This is a genomic window from Mycolicibacterium neoaurum ATCC 25795 (assembly GCF_000691525.1).
In the GTDB taxonomy this organism is placed as follows: domain Bacteria; phylum Actinomycetota; class Actinomycetes; order Mycobacteriales; family Mycobacteriaceae; genus Mycobacterium; species Mycobacterium neoaurum.
The window spans coordinates 301161-321170 of the sequence record NZ_JMDW01000010.1 but is presented as its reverse complement, the minus strand read 5'-3'; the positions used below and the strand labels follow the sequence as shown (position 1 = coordinate 321170).

At 66.7% G+C, this 20010-nt stretch carries 17 protein-coding genes; 9 read left to right on the top strand and 8 right to left on the bottom strand.

Annotated features, from left to right (window positions below; all coding sequences use genetic code 11):
* Positions 1 to 17 precede the first annotated feature (17 nt).
* Entirely contained in the window at positions 18 to 230 is a 213-nt protein-coding gene (locus IC40_RS0115425) for an RNA-binding S4 domain-containing protein (protein WP_030135604.1), read from the bottom strand.
* Positions 231 to 314: 84 nt separating this feature from the next.
* Here IC40_RS0115425 and IC40_RS0115420 point away from each other — a divergent pair, with 84 nt between their 5' ends.
* Entirely contained in the window at positions 315 to 1628 is a 1314-nt protein-coding gene (locus IC40_RS0115420; protein ID WP_030135603.1) for a DNA polymerase IV, read from the top strand.
* 3 nt (positions 1629 to 1631) lie between these two features.
* Here IC40_RS0115420 and IC40_RS0115415 read toward each other — a convergent pair whose 3' ends face one another.
* Positions 1632 to 2555 carry an asparaginase gene (locus tag IC40_RS0115415; protein ID WP_030135602.1) on the bottom strand — a complete coding sequence of 308 codons (924 nt, stop codon included), beginning with the start codon at positions 2553 to 2555 and terminating at the stop codon, positions 1632 to 1634.
* A gap of 130 nt (positions 2556 to 2685) precedes the next feature.
* On the opposite strand from IC40_RS0115415, the gene lspA reads away from it, so the two are divergent.
* The 5 genes from lspA to IC40_RS0115390 all read left to right on the top strand — a co-directional run bounded on the left by lspA (position 2686) and on the right by IC40_RS0115390 (position 9910).
* Positions 2686 to 3324, top strand: a complete 639-nt coding sequence (lspA, locus tag IC40_RS0115410) for a signal peptidase II (protein WP_110783378.1) — start codon at positions 2686 to 2688, stop codon at positions 3322 to 3324.
* Positions 3324 to 4253 carry an RluA family pseudouridine synthase gene (locus tag IC40_RS0115405; RefSeq protein WP_019513176.1) on the top strand — a complete coding sequence of 310 codons (930 nt, stop codon included), beginning with the start codon at positions 3324 to 3326 and terminating at the stop codon, positions 4251 to 4253. The genes lspA and IC40_RS0115405 overlap by 1 nt, the downstream gene beginning before the upstream one ends.
* Positions 4250 to 5227: an EamA family transporter RarD gene (gene rarD, locus IC40_RS0115400; RefSeq protein WP_030135600.1), complete on the top strand. Its 978-nt coding sequence runs from the start codon at positions 4250 to 4252 to the stop codon at positions 5225 to 5227. The genes IC40_RS0115405 and rarD overlap by 4 nt, the downstream gene beginning before the upstream one ends.
* 27 nt (positions 5228 to 5254) lie before the next feature.
* Positions 5255 to 8443 carry an MMPL/RND family transporter gene (locus IC40_RS0115395; RefSeq protein WP_234411583.1) on the top strand — a complete coding sequence of 1063 codons (3189 nt, stop codon included), beginning with the start codon at positions 5255 to 5257 and terminating at the stop codon, positions 8441 to 8443.
* 165 nt (positions 8444 to 8608) lie between these two features.
* Positions 8609 to 9910: a UDP-glucose dehydrogenase family protein gene (locus tag IC40_RS0115390; protein WP_030135598.1), complete on the top strand. Its 1302-nt coding sequence runs from the start codon at positions 8609 to 8611 to the stop codon at positions 9908 to 9910.
* Here IC40_RS0115390 and IC40_RS0115385 read toward each other — a convergent pair.
* Entirely contained in the window at positions 9898 to 11196 is a 1299-nt protein-coding gene (locus tag IC40_RS0115385; RefSeq protein WP_030135597.1) for a mannosyltransferase, read from the bottom strand. The genes IC40_RS0115390 and IC40_RS0115385 overlap by 13 nt on opposite strands.
* A 277-nt stretch (positions 11197 to 11473) precedes the next feature.
* Here IC40_RS0115385 and IC40_RS0115380 point away from each other — a divergent pair, with 277 nt between their 5' ends.
* Positions 11474 to 12823, top strand: a complete 1350-nt coding sequence (locus IC40_RS0115380) for a mannosyltransferase (protein WP_191293422.1) — start codon at positions 11474 to 11476, stop codon at positions 12821 to 12823.
* On the opposite strand, the gene IC40_RS0115375 is transcribed toward IC40_RS0115380, so the two are convergent.
* From IC40_RS0115375 to IC40_RS0115365, 3 genes are read right to left on the bottom strand one after another with little or no spacing between them, the layout of a single operon-like run.
* On the bottom strand, positions 12713 to 13522 hold the full coding sequence (locus IC40_RS0115375) for an ABC transporter permease (RefSeq protein ID WP_030135595.1): 810 nt from the start codon (positions 13520 to 13522) through the stop codon (positions 12713 to 12715). The genes IC40_RS0115380 and IC40_RS0115375 overlap by 111 nt on opposite strands.
* Positions 13519 to 14256, bottom strand: a complete 738-nt coding sequence (locus IC40_RS0115370) for an ABC transporter permease (RefSeq protein ID WP_081843451.1) — start codon at positions 14254 to 14256, stop codon at positions 13519 to 13521. Before IC40_RS0115370 ends, IC40_RS0115375 begins: the two co-directional genes overlap by 4 nt.
* Positions 14253 to 15185 carry a daunorubicin resistance protein DrrA family ABC transporter ATP-binding protein gene (locus tag IC40_RS0115365; RefSeq protein WP_030135593.1) on the bottom strand — a complete coding sequence of 311 codons (933 nt, stop codon included), beginning with the start codon at positions 15183 to 15185 and terminating at the stop codon, positions 14253 to 14255. Before IC40_RS0115365 ends, IC40_RS0115370 begins: the two co-directional genes overlap by 4 nt.
* 131 nt (positions 15186 to 15316) lie before the next feature.
* Here IC40_RS0115365 and dnaE point away from each other — a divergent pair, with 131 nt between their 5' ends.
* Positions 15317 to 18859: a DNA polymerase III subunit alpha gene (gene dnaE, locus IC40_RS0115360; protein ID WP_030135592.1), complete on the top strand. Its 3543-nt coding sequence runs from the start codon at positions 15317 to 15319 to the stop codon at positions 18857 to 18859.
* A gap of 24 nt (positions 18860 to 18883) precedes the next feature.
* Here the strand turns inward: dnaE and IC40_RS0115355 are convergent, their stop codons facing one another.
* Positions 18884 to 19327 (bottom strand): PPOX class F420-dependent oxidoreductase, encoded by a 444-nt coding sequence (locus IC40_RS0115355; RefSeq protein WP_036470082.1) that lies wholly within the window; start codon positions 19325 to 19327, stop codon positions 18884 to 18886.
* Between the two features lie 71 nt (positions 19328 to 19398).
* Between IC40_RS0115355 and IC40_RS0115350 the strand changes: the two genes are divergently transcribed.
* The gene (locus tag IC40_RS0115350; RefSeq protein WP_030135590.1) at positions 19399 to 19809 is read left to right on the top strand and encodes a MerR family transcriptional regulator; all 411 of its coding nucleotides are present in this window, start codon (positions 19399 to 19401) and stop codon (positions 19807 to 19809) included.
* On the opposite strand, the gene IC40_RS0115345 is transcribed toward IC40_RS0115350, so the two are convergent.
* Positions 19806 to 19997, bottom strand: coding sequence for a hypothetical protein (locus IC40_RS0115345; protein ID WP_030135589.1), 192 nt, complete (start codon positions 19995 to 19997; stop codon positions 19806 to 19808). The genes IC40_RS0115350 and IC40_RS0115345 overlap by 4 nt on opposite strands.
* Positions 19998 to 20010 lie beyond the last annotated feature (13 nt).

Genomic DNA, 20010 nt, shown 5'->3' with positions numbered 1-20010 from the left:
CGAGCGGCGGGTGAGACTCAGTCCGTCGCGACCCGTGCCGACCTGTCGGCGAAGGACACCTCGTCACCGGGTCGCAGCTGACGGCCGCGGCGCAGATCGACCTCACCGTTGACCGTGACGAGGCCGTCGGCGATGACCGATTTGGCATCCGCGCCGCTGTCGATCAATCCGGCCAGCTTCAGGAACTGGCCCAATCGGATCGACTCGTCGCGGATCGGCACGTTGTCCATGCCGCCAGGGTAGTGGTGTGCGGTCGCACCGTCGGAGCGTGCGCCTAGCATCCAGGTGTGCATCGGTGGGTTCTGCATCTGGATATGGATGCGTTCTTCGCCTCGGTCGAACAATTGACAAGGCCCACCCTGCGGCATCGTCCGGTTCTGGTCGGCGGTCTCGGTGGCCGCGGCGTCGTGGCCGGTGCCAGCTACCAGGCACGCGTCTTCGGGGCGCGCTCGGCGATGCCCATGCATCAGGCACGCAGGCTGGTCGGCGCCGGCGCGGTGGTCCTGCCGCCCCGTGGTGCGGTGTACGGCACCGCCAGTCGGCGGGTCTTCGCCACCGTGCGGTCGGTGGTGCCGGTGCTCGAACAGCTGTCCTTCGACGAGGCGTTCGGCGAACCGGCCGAACTGGTCGGCGCGGCCGTGTCCGAGGTGGAGGAATTCTGCGAAGCGCTGCGATCCCGGGTGCTGGCCGAGACCGGATTGGTCGCGTCGGTGGGGGCGGGCTCGGGTAAACAGGTCGCCAAGATCGCCTCGGGGCTGGCAAAACCGGACGGTATCCGAATCATCGGGCGCGCCGACGAGCAGGCGTTGCTCTCGGCGCTGCCGGTCCGCAAACTCTGGGGGATCGGCCCGGTGGCCGAGGACCGCCTGCGCAGGCTCGGTATCGAGACCATCGGCGCCTTCGCCGCGCTCAGCGACGGCGAGGTCGCCGATGTGCTGGGTGCCACCGTCGGCCCGGCGCTGCACCGGTTGGCGCGCGGGATCGATGACCGACCGGTGGCCGAGAACGCCCCGGCCAAGCAAATCAGCGCCGAATCCACCTTCGCCGAGGATTTGCGCACCCTCGATCAACTCCGCGACGCGATCACCACGATCGGTGAGCACGCGCACCGTCGCCTGCTCAAGGACGGCCGGGGCGCGCGGACCGTGACGGTGAAGCTCAAGAAATCCGATATGGCGACCCTGACCCGGTCGGCGACGCTGCCGTATGCCAGCACCGACGCCGCGACCCTGGTGGCGACCGCCCGTCGGCTGCTGCTCGACCCGCTCGAGGTGGGGCCCATACGTCTTGTCGGCATCGGCTTTTCGGGCCTCTCCGATGTGCAGCAGGAGTCCCTGTTCCCCGATCTGGACCTCGTCGACGAGGACGTACCCGAAAGTCGCGCCCCGCTACCGGTGCGCACCGGGCCGGAGCTCTGGCGCGTCGGTGACGACGTACGGCACACCGAGCACGGTCACGGGTGGGTGCAGGGTGCCGGGCACGGGGTGATGACGGTGCGCTTCGAGACCCGGGCGTCAGGGCCGGGGGTCGCGCGGACGTTCCCGGCCGATCTGCCCGATCTCAGCCGCGCCGACCCGGTCGACAGCCTGGACTGGCGCGATTATCTGGACACCCTCGATCCGGCCTGATCATCAGCCCCAGCGGGCGAAGACATCGTCGACGGCTGCTCCGGCGGCCAGCGCGGCCATCAGCAGCACCCGCGCCTGGGCCGGGCGGATGCCCGGCACCGGTACGGCCCCGGCATCGATCAGCTCCCGGCCCGGCCCGTAGACCGGGCGTACCCGGCCACCGGGGACCCTGGTGCCGACGACGACGGCGACCCCGGCGCGCACCGCACGACGGACCCCGTCGAGCACGGCAGGACCGGCGTTGCCCGCGCCGAGGGCTTCCAGGACGATCCCGCGCGCTCCGGCCACCACACAGGCGTCGATGCCCACCGCATCCGCGCCCGGATAGGCCGCGACGATGTCCACCCGCGGCGCGGCGGCCGCGCTCAGCGCCGCGAACCGCGGGCCGCGCGGTGTCGTGGTGATCTGGACACATCCGTCACGCACGGAACCCACCGGGGTGCCGGTGAAGCCGGACAGGTCCTCGGTGGCGGCCTTGTACAACCCCAACGGTTGCCAGATGGTCCCCGCGAAGGCGACCAGCACGGTGGGGGCGCAGGTCCGGGCGACGGCGATGGCGTCGCGCAGGTTGGCCGGACCGTCGGGATCGGGGGCGTCGGCACTGCGCTGCGCGCCGGTCAACACCACCGGCACCGCGACGTCATGGGTCAGCTGCAGCCACAGCGCCGTCTCCTCCATGGTGTCGGTGCCGTGCGTGATGACGATGCCACCGCAGTCGGGCCGCCCGCCTTCGTCGCGGACCGCGGCGGCGATCCGATCCCAGTCGGCAGGTTCGAGCGCCGAGCTGTCCACGGCCATCAGCTCGCGCACCCGGACGTCGAGACCGGCTGTCAGGTCCGTGCCGCTGCGGGTAGGACGGGCGACCCCGTCGGACCCGGAGCTGGTGGCGATGGTGCCGCCGGTGCTGATGACGGTGATCGCGGGCATGGCAGCGATTGTCCACCATCATCGCCGCAGACCAGGACGGCATGGCGGCGTGGGCCCAACCGTTTGGGATGATGGTCCGGTGACCGAAGAATCGACGGGCGCCGTCCCACCGGCCAGCGCGCACGACGCAGTGCCACCGCCACCTCGCAAGCGGTTGCGCCTGCTGTTCGCCATCGCCGGTGTGGTGCTGATCCTCGATATCGTCACCAAGGTGCTGGCCGTTCGGCTGCTGGTACCCGGGCAGCCGGTGTCGATCATCGGCGACACCGTCACCTGGACGCTGGTGCGCAACTCCGGCGCGGCCTTCTCCATGGCCACCGGCTACACCTGGGTGTTGACGCTGGTCGCCACCGGGGTCGTCATCGGAATCGTCTGGATGGGCCGTCGGCTGGTGTCGCCCTGGTGGGCGCTCGGGTTGGGCATGATCCTCGGCGGTGCGCTGGGCAATCTGGTGGACCGGTTCTTCCGCTCTCCTGGTCCGCTGCGCGGGCACGTCGTCGACTTCCTGTCCATCGGTTGGTGGCCGGTGTTCAACGTCGCCGATCCCGCCGTGGTGGGCGGGGCGATCCTGCTGGTGGTGCTGTCGTTGTTCGGTTTCGACTACGACACGACCGGACGCCAGCGACCGGAGACCGATAAGGCCGAGCCCTTCCAGGAGAACCCGGTGCAGGAGAGCCCGGCGCAGCAGAACCCGGCGCCGGAGAACGAGTCGCCCGCCCCGGCGGCGGCGGTGGACAAGCCGAACGATTCATCGGACACGCCGAGCTGATGACCACTCGCTCGATGCCCGTCCCCGAAGGCCTGGCAGGCATGCGCGTCGACGCCGGCCTGGCTCGCCTGCTGGGCCTGTCCCGGACCGCGGCCGCCGCCATCGCCGAGGAGGGCGGTGTCGAACTGGACGGGACCGCTGCGGGCAAATCGGACAAACTCGTCGCCGGCGCCTGGCTGGAGGTGCGGCTACCCGAACCGCCTGCGCCGGTGGAGAACACACCCGTCGATATCGAGGGTATGTCGATTCTGTACTCCGATGCCGACATCGTCGTGGTCGACAAACCGGCCGGCGTCGCCGCCCACGCGTCGGTGGGGTGGACCGGGCCGACGGTGTTGGGTGGCTTGGCCGCGGCCGGATTCCGGATCACCACGTCCGGTGTGGCCGAGCGCAAGGGCATCGTGTCGCGGCTGGACGTCGGGACATCGGGTGTGATGGTGGTGGCGATCTCCGAGCGGGCCTACACGGTGCTCAAGCGGGCGTTCAAGGAGCGCACGGTGGAGAAGCGCTACCACGCGCTGGTACAGGGTCATCCCGATCCGTCCAGCGGAACCATCGACGCACCGATCGGCAGGCATCGGGGCCAGGATTGGAAGTTTGCGGTCACCGAGAGCGGCCGCGACAGCGTCACCCACTACGACACCATCGAGGCGCACGTCGCGGCCAGTCTGCTCGACATCCATCTGGAAACCGGGCGTACCCACCAGATCCGGGTCCATTTCGCGGCGCTGCACCATCCCTGCTGTGGTGACCTCACCTACGGGGCCGACCCGACCCTTGCCAAGAAGCTGGGATTGGAGCGGCAGTGGCTGCATGCCCGCTCGCTGGGGTTCGCACACCCGAGCGACGGACGATGGCTGGAGATCACCAGTCCCTACCCCGCGGATCTGCAGGCGGCACTGGACCGCGTGCGCGGCTACGACCGGTGACGGTGCGCGCCGCCGACCGGCAGCGCAGCGGGTGGGTGTTCGGTATCGGCGCCTACGGCATGTGGGGTCTGTTCCCGGCGTTTTTCCCGCTGCTCAAACCCGCGGGCGCGGTGGAGATCCTGGCGCATCGCATCGTCTGGAGCGCGGCGTTCCTGGCGATCGTCGTCGTGCTGGTGCGCCGGGTGGCGGATCTGCGCGCCATCACCGCCCGCACCTGGGGCCTGCTGGCGATCGCGTCGGCGCTGATCTCGGCCAACTGGGCGATATACGTGTACGCCGTGAACAACGGTCACGTCGTCGATGCGGCGCTGGGCTATTTCATCAATCCGCTGGTGACCGTCCTGCTGGGGCCGCTGGTGTTCCGGGAACGGCTCGCCGGGGCGCAGTGGGTGGCCTTAGCCGTCGCGGTCGGTGGGGTGGTGGTGCTGACCTGGCAGTTGGGCGCGCCGCCGTATATCGGGTTGGGGCTGGCGCTGTCCTTCGCGCTGTACGGCGCGGTCAAGAAGGTGGTGCCGGTCGACCCGCGGGTCAGCGTCGGTGTCGAGGCGGGTCTGGCCACCCCGTTCGCGCTGGGCTACCTGGGGTATCTGCAGCACGACGGCACCGGGACGTTCCTCGGGTCCGGCGCCGGGCACAGTGTGCTGTTGATCGTGGCAGGCGTGCTCACCGCCCTGCCGCTGCTGCTGTTCGCCGCGGCGGCCCAGCGGTTGGCCCTGGTGACCATGGGGCTGCTGTTCTACCTGACACCGGTGATGCAACTGTCCTGGGGTATCGCGGTGGGTGGCGAACCGATGCCACCGGCCCGCTGGGTCGGATTCGGGCTGATCTGGGTGGCGTTGGCCATTTTCACCGCCGATTCCGTGCTGCGGTCTCGTGCCCGCCGGAACGTCCGCCGGGACGTCCGCCGGGACGTCCACGGTGGCGCCCTGGACCAACCGGCCACCGTGCCGGATGATCGTGGCGGGACGTGTTAACAGCAACACCATGTAGCCTAGTCGCCAATGCCCAGACGTCCTAAGGTGACCATCCACGGTCTGCTTGCCGCCAACGGCAAGATGATCGTGCGTCATCCGGTACTCATGATCGCCACATGGCTGGTCATCGCCGGTTCCCTGTTCGCAGCCATCCCGCCGTTGGCGGTGGTTGCGCAGAAGAATCCGCCGGACTTCGTGCCTTCGGACTCACCTGTCGTCGTTGCCAACCAGCAAATGACAGAGGCCTTCACCAAGGAGGGTGAAGAGGGCAATGACATGGGCAACCTCATCGCGGTCGTCCTGGTCAACGAGGACGGGCTCACCGAAGCCGACGAACAGACCTACCGGCAGTTGGTGGCCAAGCTCGGCGCTTCCCCCGCGGTGTCGGCGACCCAGAACTTCGTCGAGATCCCCGAGCTGCGGGCCGGCATGGTCAGCAAGGACAACAAGGCCTTCAACCTGCCGGTGGGTCTCAACGGTGCGATGGGCGGCGCCGACGGCCTGGCCGCGTACCGCGAAGCGTTGGCCATCATCAACGAGACGACGGCCGGGACCACATTGGAGCCCGTCATCGTCGGTGCCGCGGCCACGATGGACGATGTCACCGACATCGCACTGCGCGATCAGTTCATCATCGAGGTCTCCACCGTGGTGACGGTGCTGCTGATCTTGATCATCGTCTATCGCAACATCGTCGCGATGCTCATCCCGCTGGTCAGCATCGGTATCTCGCTGGCTGTCGCCCAGCAGGTGGTGGCCGGGCTCGGACTGCTCGGGTTGGGTTTGGCGCCGCAGACGATCGTGCTGATCACCGGCATGATGATCGGCGCGGGCGTCGACTACGCCGTCTTCTATTTCAGTCGCTATCAAGAGCATCTGCGCGGCGGCATGAAGACCGATGCCGCGATCATCGCCTCGATGGTGTCGATCGGGGAGGTGATCGCCGGCTCGGCGGGCACGGTGGCCATCACCTTCCTGGGCCTGTCATTCGCCACGCTGAGTGTGTTCTCCAGCGTGGGACCGGCGCTGGCGGCGACCATCACCATCGGTTTCCTCGGATCGATCACGCTGCTACCCGCGTTCATCGTGCTGGCCGGGCGCCGCGGCTGGGTCAACCCGCGCAAGGACATCACCGGGCGGTTCTGGCGCCGCTCCGGGGTCAACGTGGTGCGTCGTCCCGTGTTGAACCTGACCGTCAGCCTGCTCCTTCTCGTCGGCCTGGCGGCATGCACGCTGCTCATCGACTTCAACTACGACGATCGACGAAATCTCCCCGAGGACTCGAACAGCAATCAGGCCTACGAGCGGATGAACGAGCATTTCCCGATCAGCAACTCGTTGCAGCAGTTCATCGTGATCCATTCGCCCACCCAGGATCTCCGTTCTCCGCGTGCGCTCGCCGATATGGAGCAGATGGCCTTCCGGATCAGCCAGATCCCCAACATCGACGCCATCCGCGGTATCACCCGACCCAACGGCGAGATGCTGGCCGAGGCGCGGGCGACCCATCAGGCCGGTGAGGTCGGTGACAAGCTCGGCGAGGCGACCAATCTCATCGATGAGAACGACTCCCGGCTGACCCAGCTGTCCGAGGGTGCACACGCGCTGGCCGACGCCCTGGACAAGATCCGTGACGAGGTGGTCGGGTCGGCGGGCCCGATCAAGACCATCCTGGTGTCGCTGGCACAGACACAGCAGGACTTCGGCGGGGTCGAGACGCTGCGCAGCATCGACGCCAGCGCCCGGATGATCGACCTGTTGCGCGGTGTCGGGCGCGCCATGGGCGGCGGTATCGAACAGGTTGTGCTGCATACGATCTGGCTCGGTCCGATGGTGGCGCTGCTGAACTCCAGCCCGCTGTGCACCATGGACCCGGTATGCCGCGCAGTGCGCTCGGATATGGGCGACATCATGGCCGCCTACGATGACGGCACCATCCAGCAGCTCTACGAGCTGTCCAAGCAGATGGAGAACACCCAGCCCGGTGACAGCCTGTCGAAGTCGGTCAGCGGCGTCACCGACAACCTCGAGCGGTCACTGACGGCCGTGGAGGATCTGGGGCTGGACAGCCCGGCGGCGGTGGAAAAGCAGGTCGACGAGTTGGTCGCCGGCATCAACAAACTGGCCGATTCCAGTGCTTTGCTGGCCCAGGGCGTGCAATTGCTGGTCGATCAGACCCGGCAGATGGGCGGGGGACTGACGCAGGCCTCGGACTTCCTGCTGGCGATGAAGCGCGATGCCGGCGACCCGTCGATGTCCGGCTTCTACATCCCGCCGCAGATCCTCACCCGCCCGGAGTTCGAGAAGGCCGCCCAGCTGTTCATCTCTCCCGACGGCCACACCGCGCGCTATCTCATCCAGACCGCCCTGGATCCGCTGAGCACCGATGCGATGGATCAGGTCGACGAGATCGTGGAGACGGCGCAGAACGCCCGGCCCAACACCACGTTGGAAGACGCCGATATCACCATGGTCGGCCTGAGCGCGGTGCAGAACGATGTCCGCGGCTATTACAACGGCGATTTCCAGTACATCGTGCTGGTCACCCTGATCGTGGTGTTCCTGATCCTCACGTTCCTGCTGAAGGCCATCGTCGCCCCGATCTACCTGGTGATCTCGGTGGTGTTGTCCTACGCCTCCGCGATCGGCATCGCGGTGATCTTCTTCCAGTTCATCCTCGGCCAGCCCATCTTCTGGAACATCCCCGGTATGACGTTCCTGGTGCTGGTCGCCGTCGGAGCCGATTACAACCTGCTGCTGATATCCCGGATCCGAGAGGAGGCGCACCGGGGCACCAAGGTCGCCATCATCCGCACCATCGGCGCGACCGGCGGTGTCATCACCTCCGCAGGCCTCATCTTCGCCGCCTCGATGCTGGCGCTCACCGTCAGCAGCATCGCGGCAATCGTGCAGACCGGTTTCATCATCGGTGTCGGGTTGTTGCTCGACACGTTTGTGGTGCGCACCATCACGGTGCCGGCGATCGCGGTGCTGCTGGGGGAGAAGAACTGGTGGCCCAACCGGGTGCCCAACGAGTTGCGCAGCCACCTCACGTTCCTGCAGAACCGCCGCGGCGTGGTCAAGGACGAGCCGGCGAAGACCACCCCGATAGCGTTCCCCGTCGATGATGACCCGGTCGATGACGACACCGATGTCGGCTACGGCGTCGCGGTCGCGAAGGCCTCCATGGTCACCGCTGCCTGGCGGGACCGTTAGCGGGCTCTGCCCAGCGCTGCGGCGTTTCTCGATGTTCATTTGTTCGCGGTATCCGTGGCGAGAGTGATCGCTTAGGATCGACGCAGCTATCCGGCATGTCGACGGGGGGTCGGTCAGCCGTCGGAGGATCCGGCGTGACCAGGTTGCGGCAGAGAGGTCATCGATGTGCGTCTGACGGTGTTCGGATTGGGATATCTCGGGCTCACCCATGCGGTGTGCATGGCCGAACTCGGTCACGACGTCCTCGGGGTGGAGACCGATCCGAAACGGATCGCCAAGTTGGTCAACGGTGAGGTGCCGTTCTACGAGCCGGGCGTTGCCGAACTGCTGCGCAAGCATCTGCAGACCGGCAAGTTGACCATCACCGCCGACTACGCAGACGCCGCCGAGTGGAGTGAGCTCTACTTCATCGCGGTCGGAACCCCGCAGAAGAAGGGCGAATCCGCAGCCGATCTGCGCTACGTGAACGCCGTCGTCGACACCCTCGTGCCGTTGTTGCGCCGCGATGTGGTCGTGCTGGGCAAGTCCACGGTGCCGGTGGGCACGTGTGCGAATCTGACAAGGCGCGCAACCGAATTGGCCGATGGCATCACCGTCGAGATCGCCTGGAATCCGGAATTCCTGCGCGAGGGTTATGCCGTGCAGGACACCATCACACCCGACCGCGTGGTCCTGGGTTGCCAGGACGGTGGGCGTGCCGAAGCTGTCACCCGTGAGGTGTACGCGCAGATCCTCGATCGTGAGACCCCGTTCATCCTGACCGATCCGGAGACCGCGGAGCTGGTCAAGGTTTCTGCGAATGCCTTTCTGGCAACCAAGATCTCGTTCATCAATGCGATCGCCGAGGTCTGCGATGCGGTTGGTGCCGATGTGGCCGCCGTCGCCGATGCGATCGGCTACGACGCGCGTATCGGTCGTCGCTTCCTCAACGCGGGTATCGGCTTCGGCGGGGGCTGCCTGCCCAAGGACATCCGGGCGTTCATGGCTCGGGCCGGCGAACTGGGCGCCTCGGAGGCGCTGACCTTCTTGCGCGAGGTCGACAACGTCAACATGCGCCGTCGCACCCGCATGGTGGAGGTGGCCCGCAAGGCATGTCCGGTCGGATTGCAGAGCGCCAACGTCGCCATCCTCGGTGCCGCCTTCAAACCGGATTCCGACGACGTCCGCGACTCGCCTGCGCTCAACGTGGCCGGGCAGCTCCAGCTGCAGGGTGCATCGGTGACGGTGTATGACCCCAAGGCGATCGAGAACGCCCGTGCGGTGTTCCCGACACTGTCCTACGCGGCATCGGTCGACGAGGCCTGCGAGAACGCCGATCTGGTCATGGTGTTGACGGAGTGGTCGGAGTTCGTCGGCATCAACCCGTCCGATCTCAGCGCGATCGTGCGGAACAAGACGGTGATCGACGGCAGGCTGTGCCTGGACAAAGAATGGTGGATCAAGTGCGGCTGGACCTACCTGGTCTGAGATACCGGTGAGCCGACCGGCCGGCTGACCGGCTGTGGCTCGACCGACGTCGGCACGGCCTGGACCACCGAAACCTCGGTGTCGACTTGGTGGGCAGCCGGACCAACAGGTTCCTGTCCGCGCTCGCGGGCGACGCGCCGGCCGGCGAAGATCATCCAGCCGAGCGTCGCCAGCGTCATCGGCACATATACGGCCGCACCCCACGCGAGGTACCACGGGCGTGAGATCGTCCACACGCTGGACTGCAACAGCGACAAGGCCGACGGTATCCCGATCAGCAACACCGCGAACCACACCCAGCCCAGGAGTCGGGCTCCGGGCTGGTCGCGCCATGGTCCGTTGATCAGCCAGACCATCAGTGGGATCAGCCAAACCCAGTGGTGGGTCCACGAGATCGGCGAGGCCAACAGACCGAACAACTGGACCACCAGCAGCGAACCCAGGGTGTCGCGGTTTCCGGTCTTGCCGAGCGCCCGCCAGGCGAACACGCAGAGCACGGCGGTGGCGGCGATGGCCAAGGGGACCAGTACGGTGCGTCCGGCGTCGTAGCCGACGATCCGCGACACCGTGCCCAGCAACGACTGGTTGTTGCTGGTGCCTGTCGATACCGGAACCCGGCTGAAGAGTGCGGTGAAGAACTCCCGGGTTTCGGCCGGCGCGATCAGCGCGGTGATCCCGACGGTGCCGAAGAATGCGGCGACGGCACATGCCGCGGCCACCCAACGGCGCATCGCCAGGAAGAACAGACCGGTGATCGCCGGGGTGATCTTGACCCCCGCGGCGAGGCCGACCAGCAAACCTGCCAGCCAGGACCGCGAGGTGAAGGCCGCGTACAGCACCGCGAAGGTGAGGAAGACGCCGACCTGTGAGTAGTTGAGCAGCAGGCGAATCGGTTCCAGCCAGATTGCTGCGGCGGTCCACAGCATGGCAATCCGGTGTCCGCCGCTGCCGATCATCCGTTGAGTGATTCGGACGATGCCGTAGAGGCAGGCAATGGTCGCGAACTGCCACAACCAGGCAACAACGAAAAATGGAAGCCATTGCAGCGGATAGAAAAGCATGGCCGCGAACGGCGGATAGATGAACGGCAGCTGTTCGCCGAGCAAATCGGTGTAACTGAGCTGATACAGCGTGCCCGGGTGATCCAGCGCGGCTCCACCCAGGATGTAGACGCGTAGATCGACGAACATGTCCGGGATGTTCGTCGTCGCAATCGATCGGATGGCGATGCTGGCGACGAGCAACCACGGCGCCAGCTGTATCGCGCGTTCCCCCAAACGCTTCACAGCACTCCAATCATCGATTTTCCGTCGGTCCACGACTGACACCGAGAATGCGGGCTCCTGGTGCATTCAACCCCGAAAACCACCCCGACGCAGCGTCAACCTAACGACGTCATCGCTGTCATACAAGCGCATCGGGGCGCACCTTTACTTGGATTCACCGGATTTCGTACCGGATCCACCTGATCCGTCGTCTGGTGGACCGGTCGGACCCGATGCCGAGGCCACCCGATGAGCGGTACCGCGCGATCTCCCTCGCGGCCCCGAGCACGGGCGGGGCGTGGTGACTTATAGTCGCCCGGTGAGTACGGATTCTGTTCCGTCGGCGCGGGATCGGTTCGCGCGTCTGAAAGCGCTGGCCCCGGTCATATTCGCGATCAGCGCGGTCCTGCGGGTGGCCTCGACGATGGGGTACTACCTCGTCGAGGGCGATGCCTTCTTCGATTTGCGTATCTACGTCCTCGGGGGCGCGGCGCTGAACAATCCGGGCACCCTCTACGAGTTCTTCTATACCGATCCGCTGAAGAACGAACAGCTTCCGTTCACCTATCCGCCGTTCGCCGCGATCCTGTTCTACCCGCTGCACCTGCTGCCGTTCGGCCTCACGGCTCTGCTGTGGCAACTGGCGCTGGTGGGTGCGGTGTACGCGACCGTGCGTCTGAGTCAGCGCTTCGTCGGTGGTGGGAGTCGGCGGATCGCCATGCTGTGGAGCGCGGTGGCGATCTGGATGGAGCCGCCCGGCGGCAGCATCCAGGTCGGCCAGATCGGCATCTTCCTCATGCTCGCGGTGCTCTACGCCGCCTACAGCACACGGTGGTGGTTGTCGGGCCTGTTGATCGGCGTGACGGCCGGTATCAAACTGACCCCGGCGATCACCGGGTTGTACTTCGTGGGCGTCCGCCGCTGGGGTACCGCCCTCTTCTCGGGAGTGGTGTTCTTCGCGACCGTCGGTATCGGGTACCTGCTGCTGCCCGATGAGACGCGACGCTACTTTCCCGGACGCATGAGTGAGGCCGGTCATGATCTTCCGGTCGGGTCGGTCTGGAATCAGTCCTGGCGCGGCGGCCTGTCCCGGATCATGGGCCACGACGTGGGGACCGGTGCGCTGCTCATCGGCGCGCTGATGCTCACCGCGCTGGTCGCGGTGTTGGCGTGGCGGTCGCTGGGATCGGTGGCCGGCGAACGGGACCGACTGGCGTCGCTGTTGGTGATCCAGATCTTCGGGCTGGTGGCCTCGCCGGTGGCATGGACCCACCACTGGGTATGGGTGGTGCCGCTGATGATCTGGTTGTTCCATGGGCCCTGGCGCGCGAAACCCGGTGCTCGCCTCCTGGGTTGGTTGTGGTTTGTCCTCATGGTGGTCAGCGTCCCGACGCTGCTGTCATCGGCGCAGCCCAGCATCCACGACATCAGCCAGCCCTGGTATCTGGCGTGGGCCGGACTGGTCTACATCGTGGCGGCCGTCGCGACCATGATCTGGATGATCGTGACGGGACGGCGCGCCGACTCGGCGGGTGATTCAGCCGCCGACGGGCCCGGACTCGGCCGCCCGCCGGTAACTGCGCACCGCCGCGGGACCGAAGATGCTCCCGAGCAGGATGACCCAGACCGCGGTGACGGCCAGCGGTAGCCCGATGTTCGCGTCGCCCACCGACAGCAGTCGCATCGTCTCGACAGCCGCGGCGACCGGTTGGTACTCGGCCAACAGGCGCAGCGCAGCAGGGGTCTTGTCGACGGGGACGACAGCGGCGAAAGCCAGTCCGACGCTCAACGTGCCGAACCAGGCCAGGATGGTCCGGCCTTCACCGTGCAGCCCGAGGATGATGACGATCATCGTGTACACCGCCACGATCACGCTGGGGATGATCAGATAGCCCGACAGCGCCACGATGTTGCCGTGGAAGCGGAATCCGAGACCGTAGCCGATCGCGGCGACCAGTGCGGTGCCCGACAACGTGCGAAGGGCCTCGGCCACAACGATGCCGGCAAGGGCACTACCGCGGCGTACCGGCATCATCCACAGGCGGGTGAGCAACCCGCTCTCGCGGTCATGGGACATCATCGACCCCGACGCCGCCGACCCCGACATGGCGCCGACCAGCGCGCATACCGGGATGAGCAGGTCGAGTCCGCTGTTGCCGGTGATCCGGGTCATCGACTTGCCCACCAGCACGCTGTAGGTGAGCAGCAGGACGGCGGGGAACAACAACGCCTGCAGCGGCACCGTGGGATGGCGGCACCATTGCACGAGCAACCTGCTGGCGAACACCCAGACCTCGGTGGCCACCTTCTTCGCCCCGCCGCGGTGCCGGGGCTGTGATCGGGTCATCGGATCCGTCGCTGTTCTCGCAGGGCGGCGTAGCCGAACAGGCAGAGGAACAGCAGGCACCAGCCCAGGCTGGCCACCGCATTGGGCGTATCGACCCGGCCGCCGGTGAAATCGCGCAGGGCCTCGGTGATCTGGGAGACAGGCTGGCTCGCCACGAACGGCTGCAACGCCGTGGGGAAGGAATCCGTCGGCGCCAACCCGGTCGACAACAACACGAGCAGCAACTGCGGGATCAGCAGAAGTTGGCCGGCGACCTCGCTGCGTTTCGCCCGCGCACCCACGGCGTCGGCGCCCAGCGACAGTGCCAGGGTCAACAACAGGGCGAGGGCGAAAAACGCTGCAGCATAACCGAGTCCGCCGGTGAATCGGAATCCGAACAGCAGTGCGCCAAGGGTCGCGGCCACGACGGCGAGCAGACCGCGGACCAGGCAGTAATACATGCGCGCCGTCAACGGCGCGTACCGCGAGATCGGCAAGGTCTGCAGCCGCCTGCTCATCCCGTCGACATTGTCCGCCGCCGCGCGGTCGGTGGTGGTCAGCGCGCCGAAGAACATCGCCTGCACGACCACGGCCGGGAGTACGTACTGCGCGTAGGTCATCCCGTCGGTCACGATGACGTCCTGCAGCAGGAACACCAGCCCGATGATGCCGACAAGGGGAGCGACCACAGCGAACGCCAAATCCACCCGATTGCGTCGCATCAGGCGCGCGGTCAGGATGACCGGCGCGCTCACGATGCGGCGGAGGGGGCGGTCAGGTGCAGGAACACCTCGTCGAGCGTCGGGCGTCGCAGTGAGATGTCGAGGAGTTCGACGCCGATGTCCTCCAGGCGTCGGAACACCTCCGACAGCGTCACCGTGCCGCGCGCGGCAGGAACCGAGACGCGCATGGCCTTGGCGTCCACCTCGACCTCGTCGAAATCGGCGAGCGCCGCGGCGATGCGGGGCAGATCCTCGGCATGCATCGCCGTCATCTGGCAGTAGCCGGGCCCGGCTCGGCGCTTCAGTTCGTCGGCCGTGCCGCTGGCGACCACGCGTCCTGAATCCAGAATCACGACGGAGTCGCTGAGCACATCCGCCTCCTCCAGATACTGGGTGGTCAGCAGCACGGTGATGTCCTGGGCCGACAGTGCCGACACCAGGTCCCACACGTCCCGCCGGCTGCGCGGGTCCAGTCCGGTCGTCGGCTCGTCGAGGAACAGCACGGTGGGCTGCACCACCAGCGACACGGCGATGTCGATGCGGCGGCGCATTCCACCGGAGTATCCGCTCACCGGCCGGTCGGCGGCCCCGCGCATGTCGAATTGGGCGATGAGCTCGTCGGCCCTGGTCCGGGCGCGGCTCTTCGGCAACCCGCGCAGGCGGGCGAACAGCACCAGGTTCTCCCGGCCGGTCAGCCGGAGGTCCAGCGCCGCGTCCTGGCCGGTGACCCCGATGGCATGGCGCACCTGCGCGGCTTCGGTGACCACGTCATGGCCCGCGACCTTTGCCGAGCCCGCCGATGGCCGCACCAGTGTCGAGAGGATGTTGACCACGGTGGTCTTGCCTGCGCCGTTGTGGCCGAGCAGGGCGCATACCGAACCGGTGGGGACCGCGAAGCTCACGTCCCGCAGAGCGGTGATGCCGCCGCCGAACGTCTTGGCGACACCGTTGAGCTCGATCACAAAATCCCACGATACAACCGGCGTCTCGGGGTCGGCGCCCGCCGATCGGGACGGTCCGGCCGGCGGTGTGCCAGACACGTCCCCGCGACACGCCCGGGGATGTCGGTCGGCACCCATAGAATCGTCGTCCTATGGGCTCCTCGTTCGTGCATCTGCATAACCACACCGAATATTCGATGCTCGACGGCGCGGCCAAGGTCAAGCCGATGGTCGCCGAGGCCCAGCGCCTGGAGATGCCTGCCATCGGAATGACCGACCACGGCAACATGTTCGGGGCCAGCGAGTTCTACAACGTGGCCACCGCCGCCGGTATCAAACCGATCATCGGTATCGAGGCGTACATCGCCCCCGGTTCTCGGTTCGATACCAAGCGCGTGCAGTGGGGTGATCGCAGCCAGAAGGGTGACGACGTCTCGGGTAGCGGCGCCTACACCCACATGACGATGGTCGCCGAGAACGCCACCGGTCTGCGCAACCTGTTCAAGCTGTCCTCGCTGGCCTCGTTCGAGGGCCAGCTGGGCAAGTGGTCACGCATGGACGCCGAACTGATCGCCGAGCATGCCGAGGGCATCATCGCCACGACCGGATGTCCGTCGGGGGAGGTGCAGACCCGGCTTCGGCTCGGGCATGAGCGGGAGGCGCTGGAAGCCGCCGCGAAATGGCAGGACATCTTCGGCAAGGAGAACTTCTTCCTGGAGCTGATGGACCACGGCATCGAGATCGAGCGCCGGGTCCGCGACGGTCTGCTCGAGGTGGGCCGCAAGCTCGGCATCCCGCCGCTGGCCACCAATGACTGCCACTACGTCACCCGCGAGGCCTCGCAGACACACGAGGCGCTGCTGTGCGTGCAGACCGGCAAGACGCTGTCCGATCCGACCCGGTTCAAGTTCGACGGTGACGGCTACTACCTGAAGTCCGCCGCCGACATGCGGGCACTGTGGGACCCGCAGGTGCCCGGTGCCTGTGATTCCACCCTGCTGATCGGCGAACGCGTGCAGTCCTACGCCGACGTGTGGACCCCGCGCGACCGGATGCCGGTCTTCCCCGTGCCCGACGGCCATGATCAGCAGTCCTGGCTGACCCATGAGGTGATGACCGGGCTGGCGGAGCGGCGTTTCCCGGGTACGCAGGTTCCGCAGGAGTACATCGACCGCGCCAACTACGAGATCAAGGTCATCTGTGACAAGGGTTTCCCGGCGTACTTCTTGATCGTCGCCGACCTGATCAACTACGCCCGCTCGGTGAACATCCGGGTCGGCCCGGGTCGTGGGTCCGCGGCCGGTTCGCTGGTGGCCTACGCCATGGGCATCACCAACATCGATCCGATCCCGCACGGTCTGCTGTTCGAGCGGTTCCTCAACCCCGAGCGTCCGTCGGCACCCGATATCGATATCGACTTCGACGACCGCCGCCGCGGTGAGATGGTGCGCTACGCCTCGGACAAATGGGGCAGCGACCGGGTCGCCCAGGTCATCACCTTCGGCACCATCAAGACCAAGGCCGCGCTGAAGGACTCTGCCCGGGTCAACTACGGCCAGCCCGGTTTCGCCATCGCCGACCGCATCACCAAGGCGCTGCCACCGCCGATCATGGCCAAGGACATCCCGCTGTCGGGTATCACCGACCCCAAGCACGAGCGGTACAAGGAAGCCGCCGAGGTCCGGGGACTGATCGACACCGATCCCGATGTGCGCACCATCTACGAGACCGCGCGCGGCCTGGAGGGCCTGGTCCGCAACGCCGGCGTGCACGCGTGCGCGGTGATCATGAGCTCCGAACCTCTCGTCGACGCGATCCCGCTGTGGAAGCGCCCGCAGGACGGCGCGATCATCACCGGCTGGGACTACCCGTCGTGTGAGTCCATCGGCCTGCTGAAGATGGACTTCCTCGGCCTGCGCAACCTCACCGTCATCGGTGACGCGCTGGAGAACATCAAGGCCAACCGCGGTATCGATCTGGACATGGATCATCTCCCGCTCGATGATCCGGCGACCTATGAGCTGCTGTCCCGCGGTGACACCCTCGGGGTGTTCCAGCTCGACGGCGGGCCGATGCGCGACCTGCTGCGCCGCATGCAGCCGACCGGATTCAACGACATCGTGGCCGTGCTGGCGCTGTACCGGCCGGGCCCGATGGGCATGAACGCGCACAACGACTATGCCGACCGCAAGAACGGTCGCCAGCCGATCAAGCCGATCCACCCCGAGCTCGAAGAGCCGCTCAAGGAGATCCTCGCCGAGACCTACGGCCTGATCGTCTACCAAGAGCAGATCATGTTCATCGCGCAAAAGGTCGCGTCCTACACCATGGGCAAGGCCGATGCGCTGCGAAAAGCCATGGGCAAGAAGAAGCTTGAGGTGCTCGAGGCCGAGTACAAGGGCTTCAAGGAGGGCATGACGGCCAACGGGTTCTCCGAGGCCGCGGTGAAGGCGCTGTGGGACACCATCCTGCCCTTCGCCGGGTACGCGTTCAACAAATCGCACGCCGCCGGCTACGGGCTGGTGTCGTTCTGGACGGCCTATCTCAAGGCCAACTACCAGGCCGAGTACATGGCAGGTCTGCTGACCTCGGTCGGTGACGACAAGGACAAGGCCGCCATCTATCTTTCGGACTGCCGTCGGCTCGGCATCACCGTGCTACCGCCCGATGTCAACGAGTCGGTGCACAACTTCGCCTCGGTCGGCGACGATATCCGCTACGGTCTCGGCGGGGTGCGCAATGTCGGCGCCAACGTGGTCCAGTCGATCATCAACGGCCGCAACGAGAAGGGTAAGTACACCGACTTCTCCGATTATCTGAACAAGATCGACATCACGGCATGCAACAAGAAGGTGACCGAGTCGCTGATCAAGGCGGGCGCCTTCGACTCGCTGGGGCATCCCCGCAAGGGCCTGTTCCTGGTGCACGCCGATGCGGTCGATTCGGTGCTCGGGACCAAGAAGGCCGAGGCCATCGGCCAGTTCGACCTGTTCGGCGGCGGGGACGCCGACACCGGGATGGAGTCGGTGTTCACCATCCCGGTGCCCGAGGGTGAGTGGGAGGACAAGCACAAGCTGGCCCTGGAACGAGAGATGTTGGGTCTCTACGTGTCCGGCCACCCCCTCGACGGTGTCGCCCATCTGCTCGCCGCGCATGTCGACACCCAGATCCCGGCGATCCTGGAAGGTGATATCGCCAACGACACCCAGGTACGAATCGGCGGAATCCTCGCCTCGGTGAACCGTCGGGTCAACAAGAACGGTCTGCCGTGGGCCTCGGCGCAGGTGGAGGACCTGACCGGCGGTATCGAGGTGCTGTTCTTCCCGCAGACCTACTCGGCGTTCGGTGCCGATATCGCCGATGACGCGGTGGTCATCGTCGGGGCGAAGGTGGCAATCCGCGACGACCGGATCTCGCTGATCGCCAACGACCTTGTGGTGCCGGACTTCTCGAATGCCCAGGGGGACCGGCCGGTCGCGGTCAGCTTGCCGACGCGGCAGTGCACGGTGGACAAGGTGACCGCGCTCAAGCAGGTGCTCGCGCGGCACCCCGGCACCTCGCAGGTGCATCTGCGGCTGATCAGCGGTGAACGCATCACCACCCTGGAGCTCGACCAGTCGCTGCGGGTCACCCCGTCCTCGGCGTTGATGGGCGATCTGAAGGCCCTGCTCGGCCCCGGTTGTCTGGGCGGCTGAGCCCACCTGCGCCGGCGATCGGTTCTACAGTTCGATGGCCACCATCGCGCTGTCGGGCCACAGCGTGCGATGCGTTGCCCGGCAGAGCTTTTCGCGCAGCGGGAGGTCGCGGTGCACGCTGGTGACACCGGGGATCCTCACCATCGGCAGGATGTTGTACTGCCACCCGTAGCGACGGTGTAGCGCGGTGTTGGCCCGCTCGGCCGCCTCGCCGGTGAGCAACCGGGCCCGGCCGGGACGGAAGGTGCCCACCCGTTCGCCGCGGTGATCGCAGATCGCCACCTCGACGTCGGAATGTGCCTGCAGTCGACGGGTCTTGGGTCCGATCTTGGTGCGTAGCAACATGGTCCGTCCACTCAGTGTGAACCACATCGGTGTGTCGACGGGCGTGCCGTCACGTCGGTAGGTGCGCAACATGGCGTACCGGGATCGGCTGAGAGTGGTCAGGTCGGTGTCTGTTTCTGGCATGACGCCAGTGAACAACTTAGAGTTGGCTCTAAGTCAAGCGATATGCGTGGCACGTCGAGAAGGAGGCGGCAATGACGGGGTCATTGACGGGCGCGTTGACCATCGGCGAGGTGTCGCGCCGCACCGGGATTGCCCAGACCACCCTGCGGTACTACGAGCAAATCGGGCTGTTGCCCGCCCCGGACCGGGTGGGCGGTCAACGCCGTTATCAGGGGGCGGTGCTGGTCCGACTGGAGATCATTCGCGCATGCAAGACGGCGGGGTTTGCACTCGAGGACATCGCGGTGCTGATCGGCGACGACACACCGGGTCGACCCGCCTCCCGGGCGTTGGCGCAGGCGAAGCTGGCCGAGATCGACGTCACGATCGCCTCGCTGCTGCGCGCCAAGGAGACCATCCGCCGAGGTATGGAATGCCAGTGCCCGTCGATCGACGCGTGCGCGTGCGGGATCGATCTGCAACCGGTGTCGGTCGTTACCTAGCGGCGCGCGGCCATGCTGCCGGCCACCCAGATGACGGTGGCGATACCGGCGGCGGTGAGGACCGCGGTGCCCATGCTCGCGGTCACCACGCCGATGAGCGCCAGGACCAGCACGCCCACGATCAGCGCAAGCAGCTTGTGCATCGGCCAGGGCACCCCGGCGATGGCGAATTCGGTCTGGGTCGTCACGCCACCACGATAA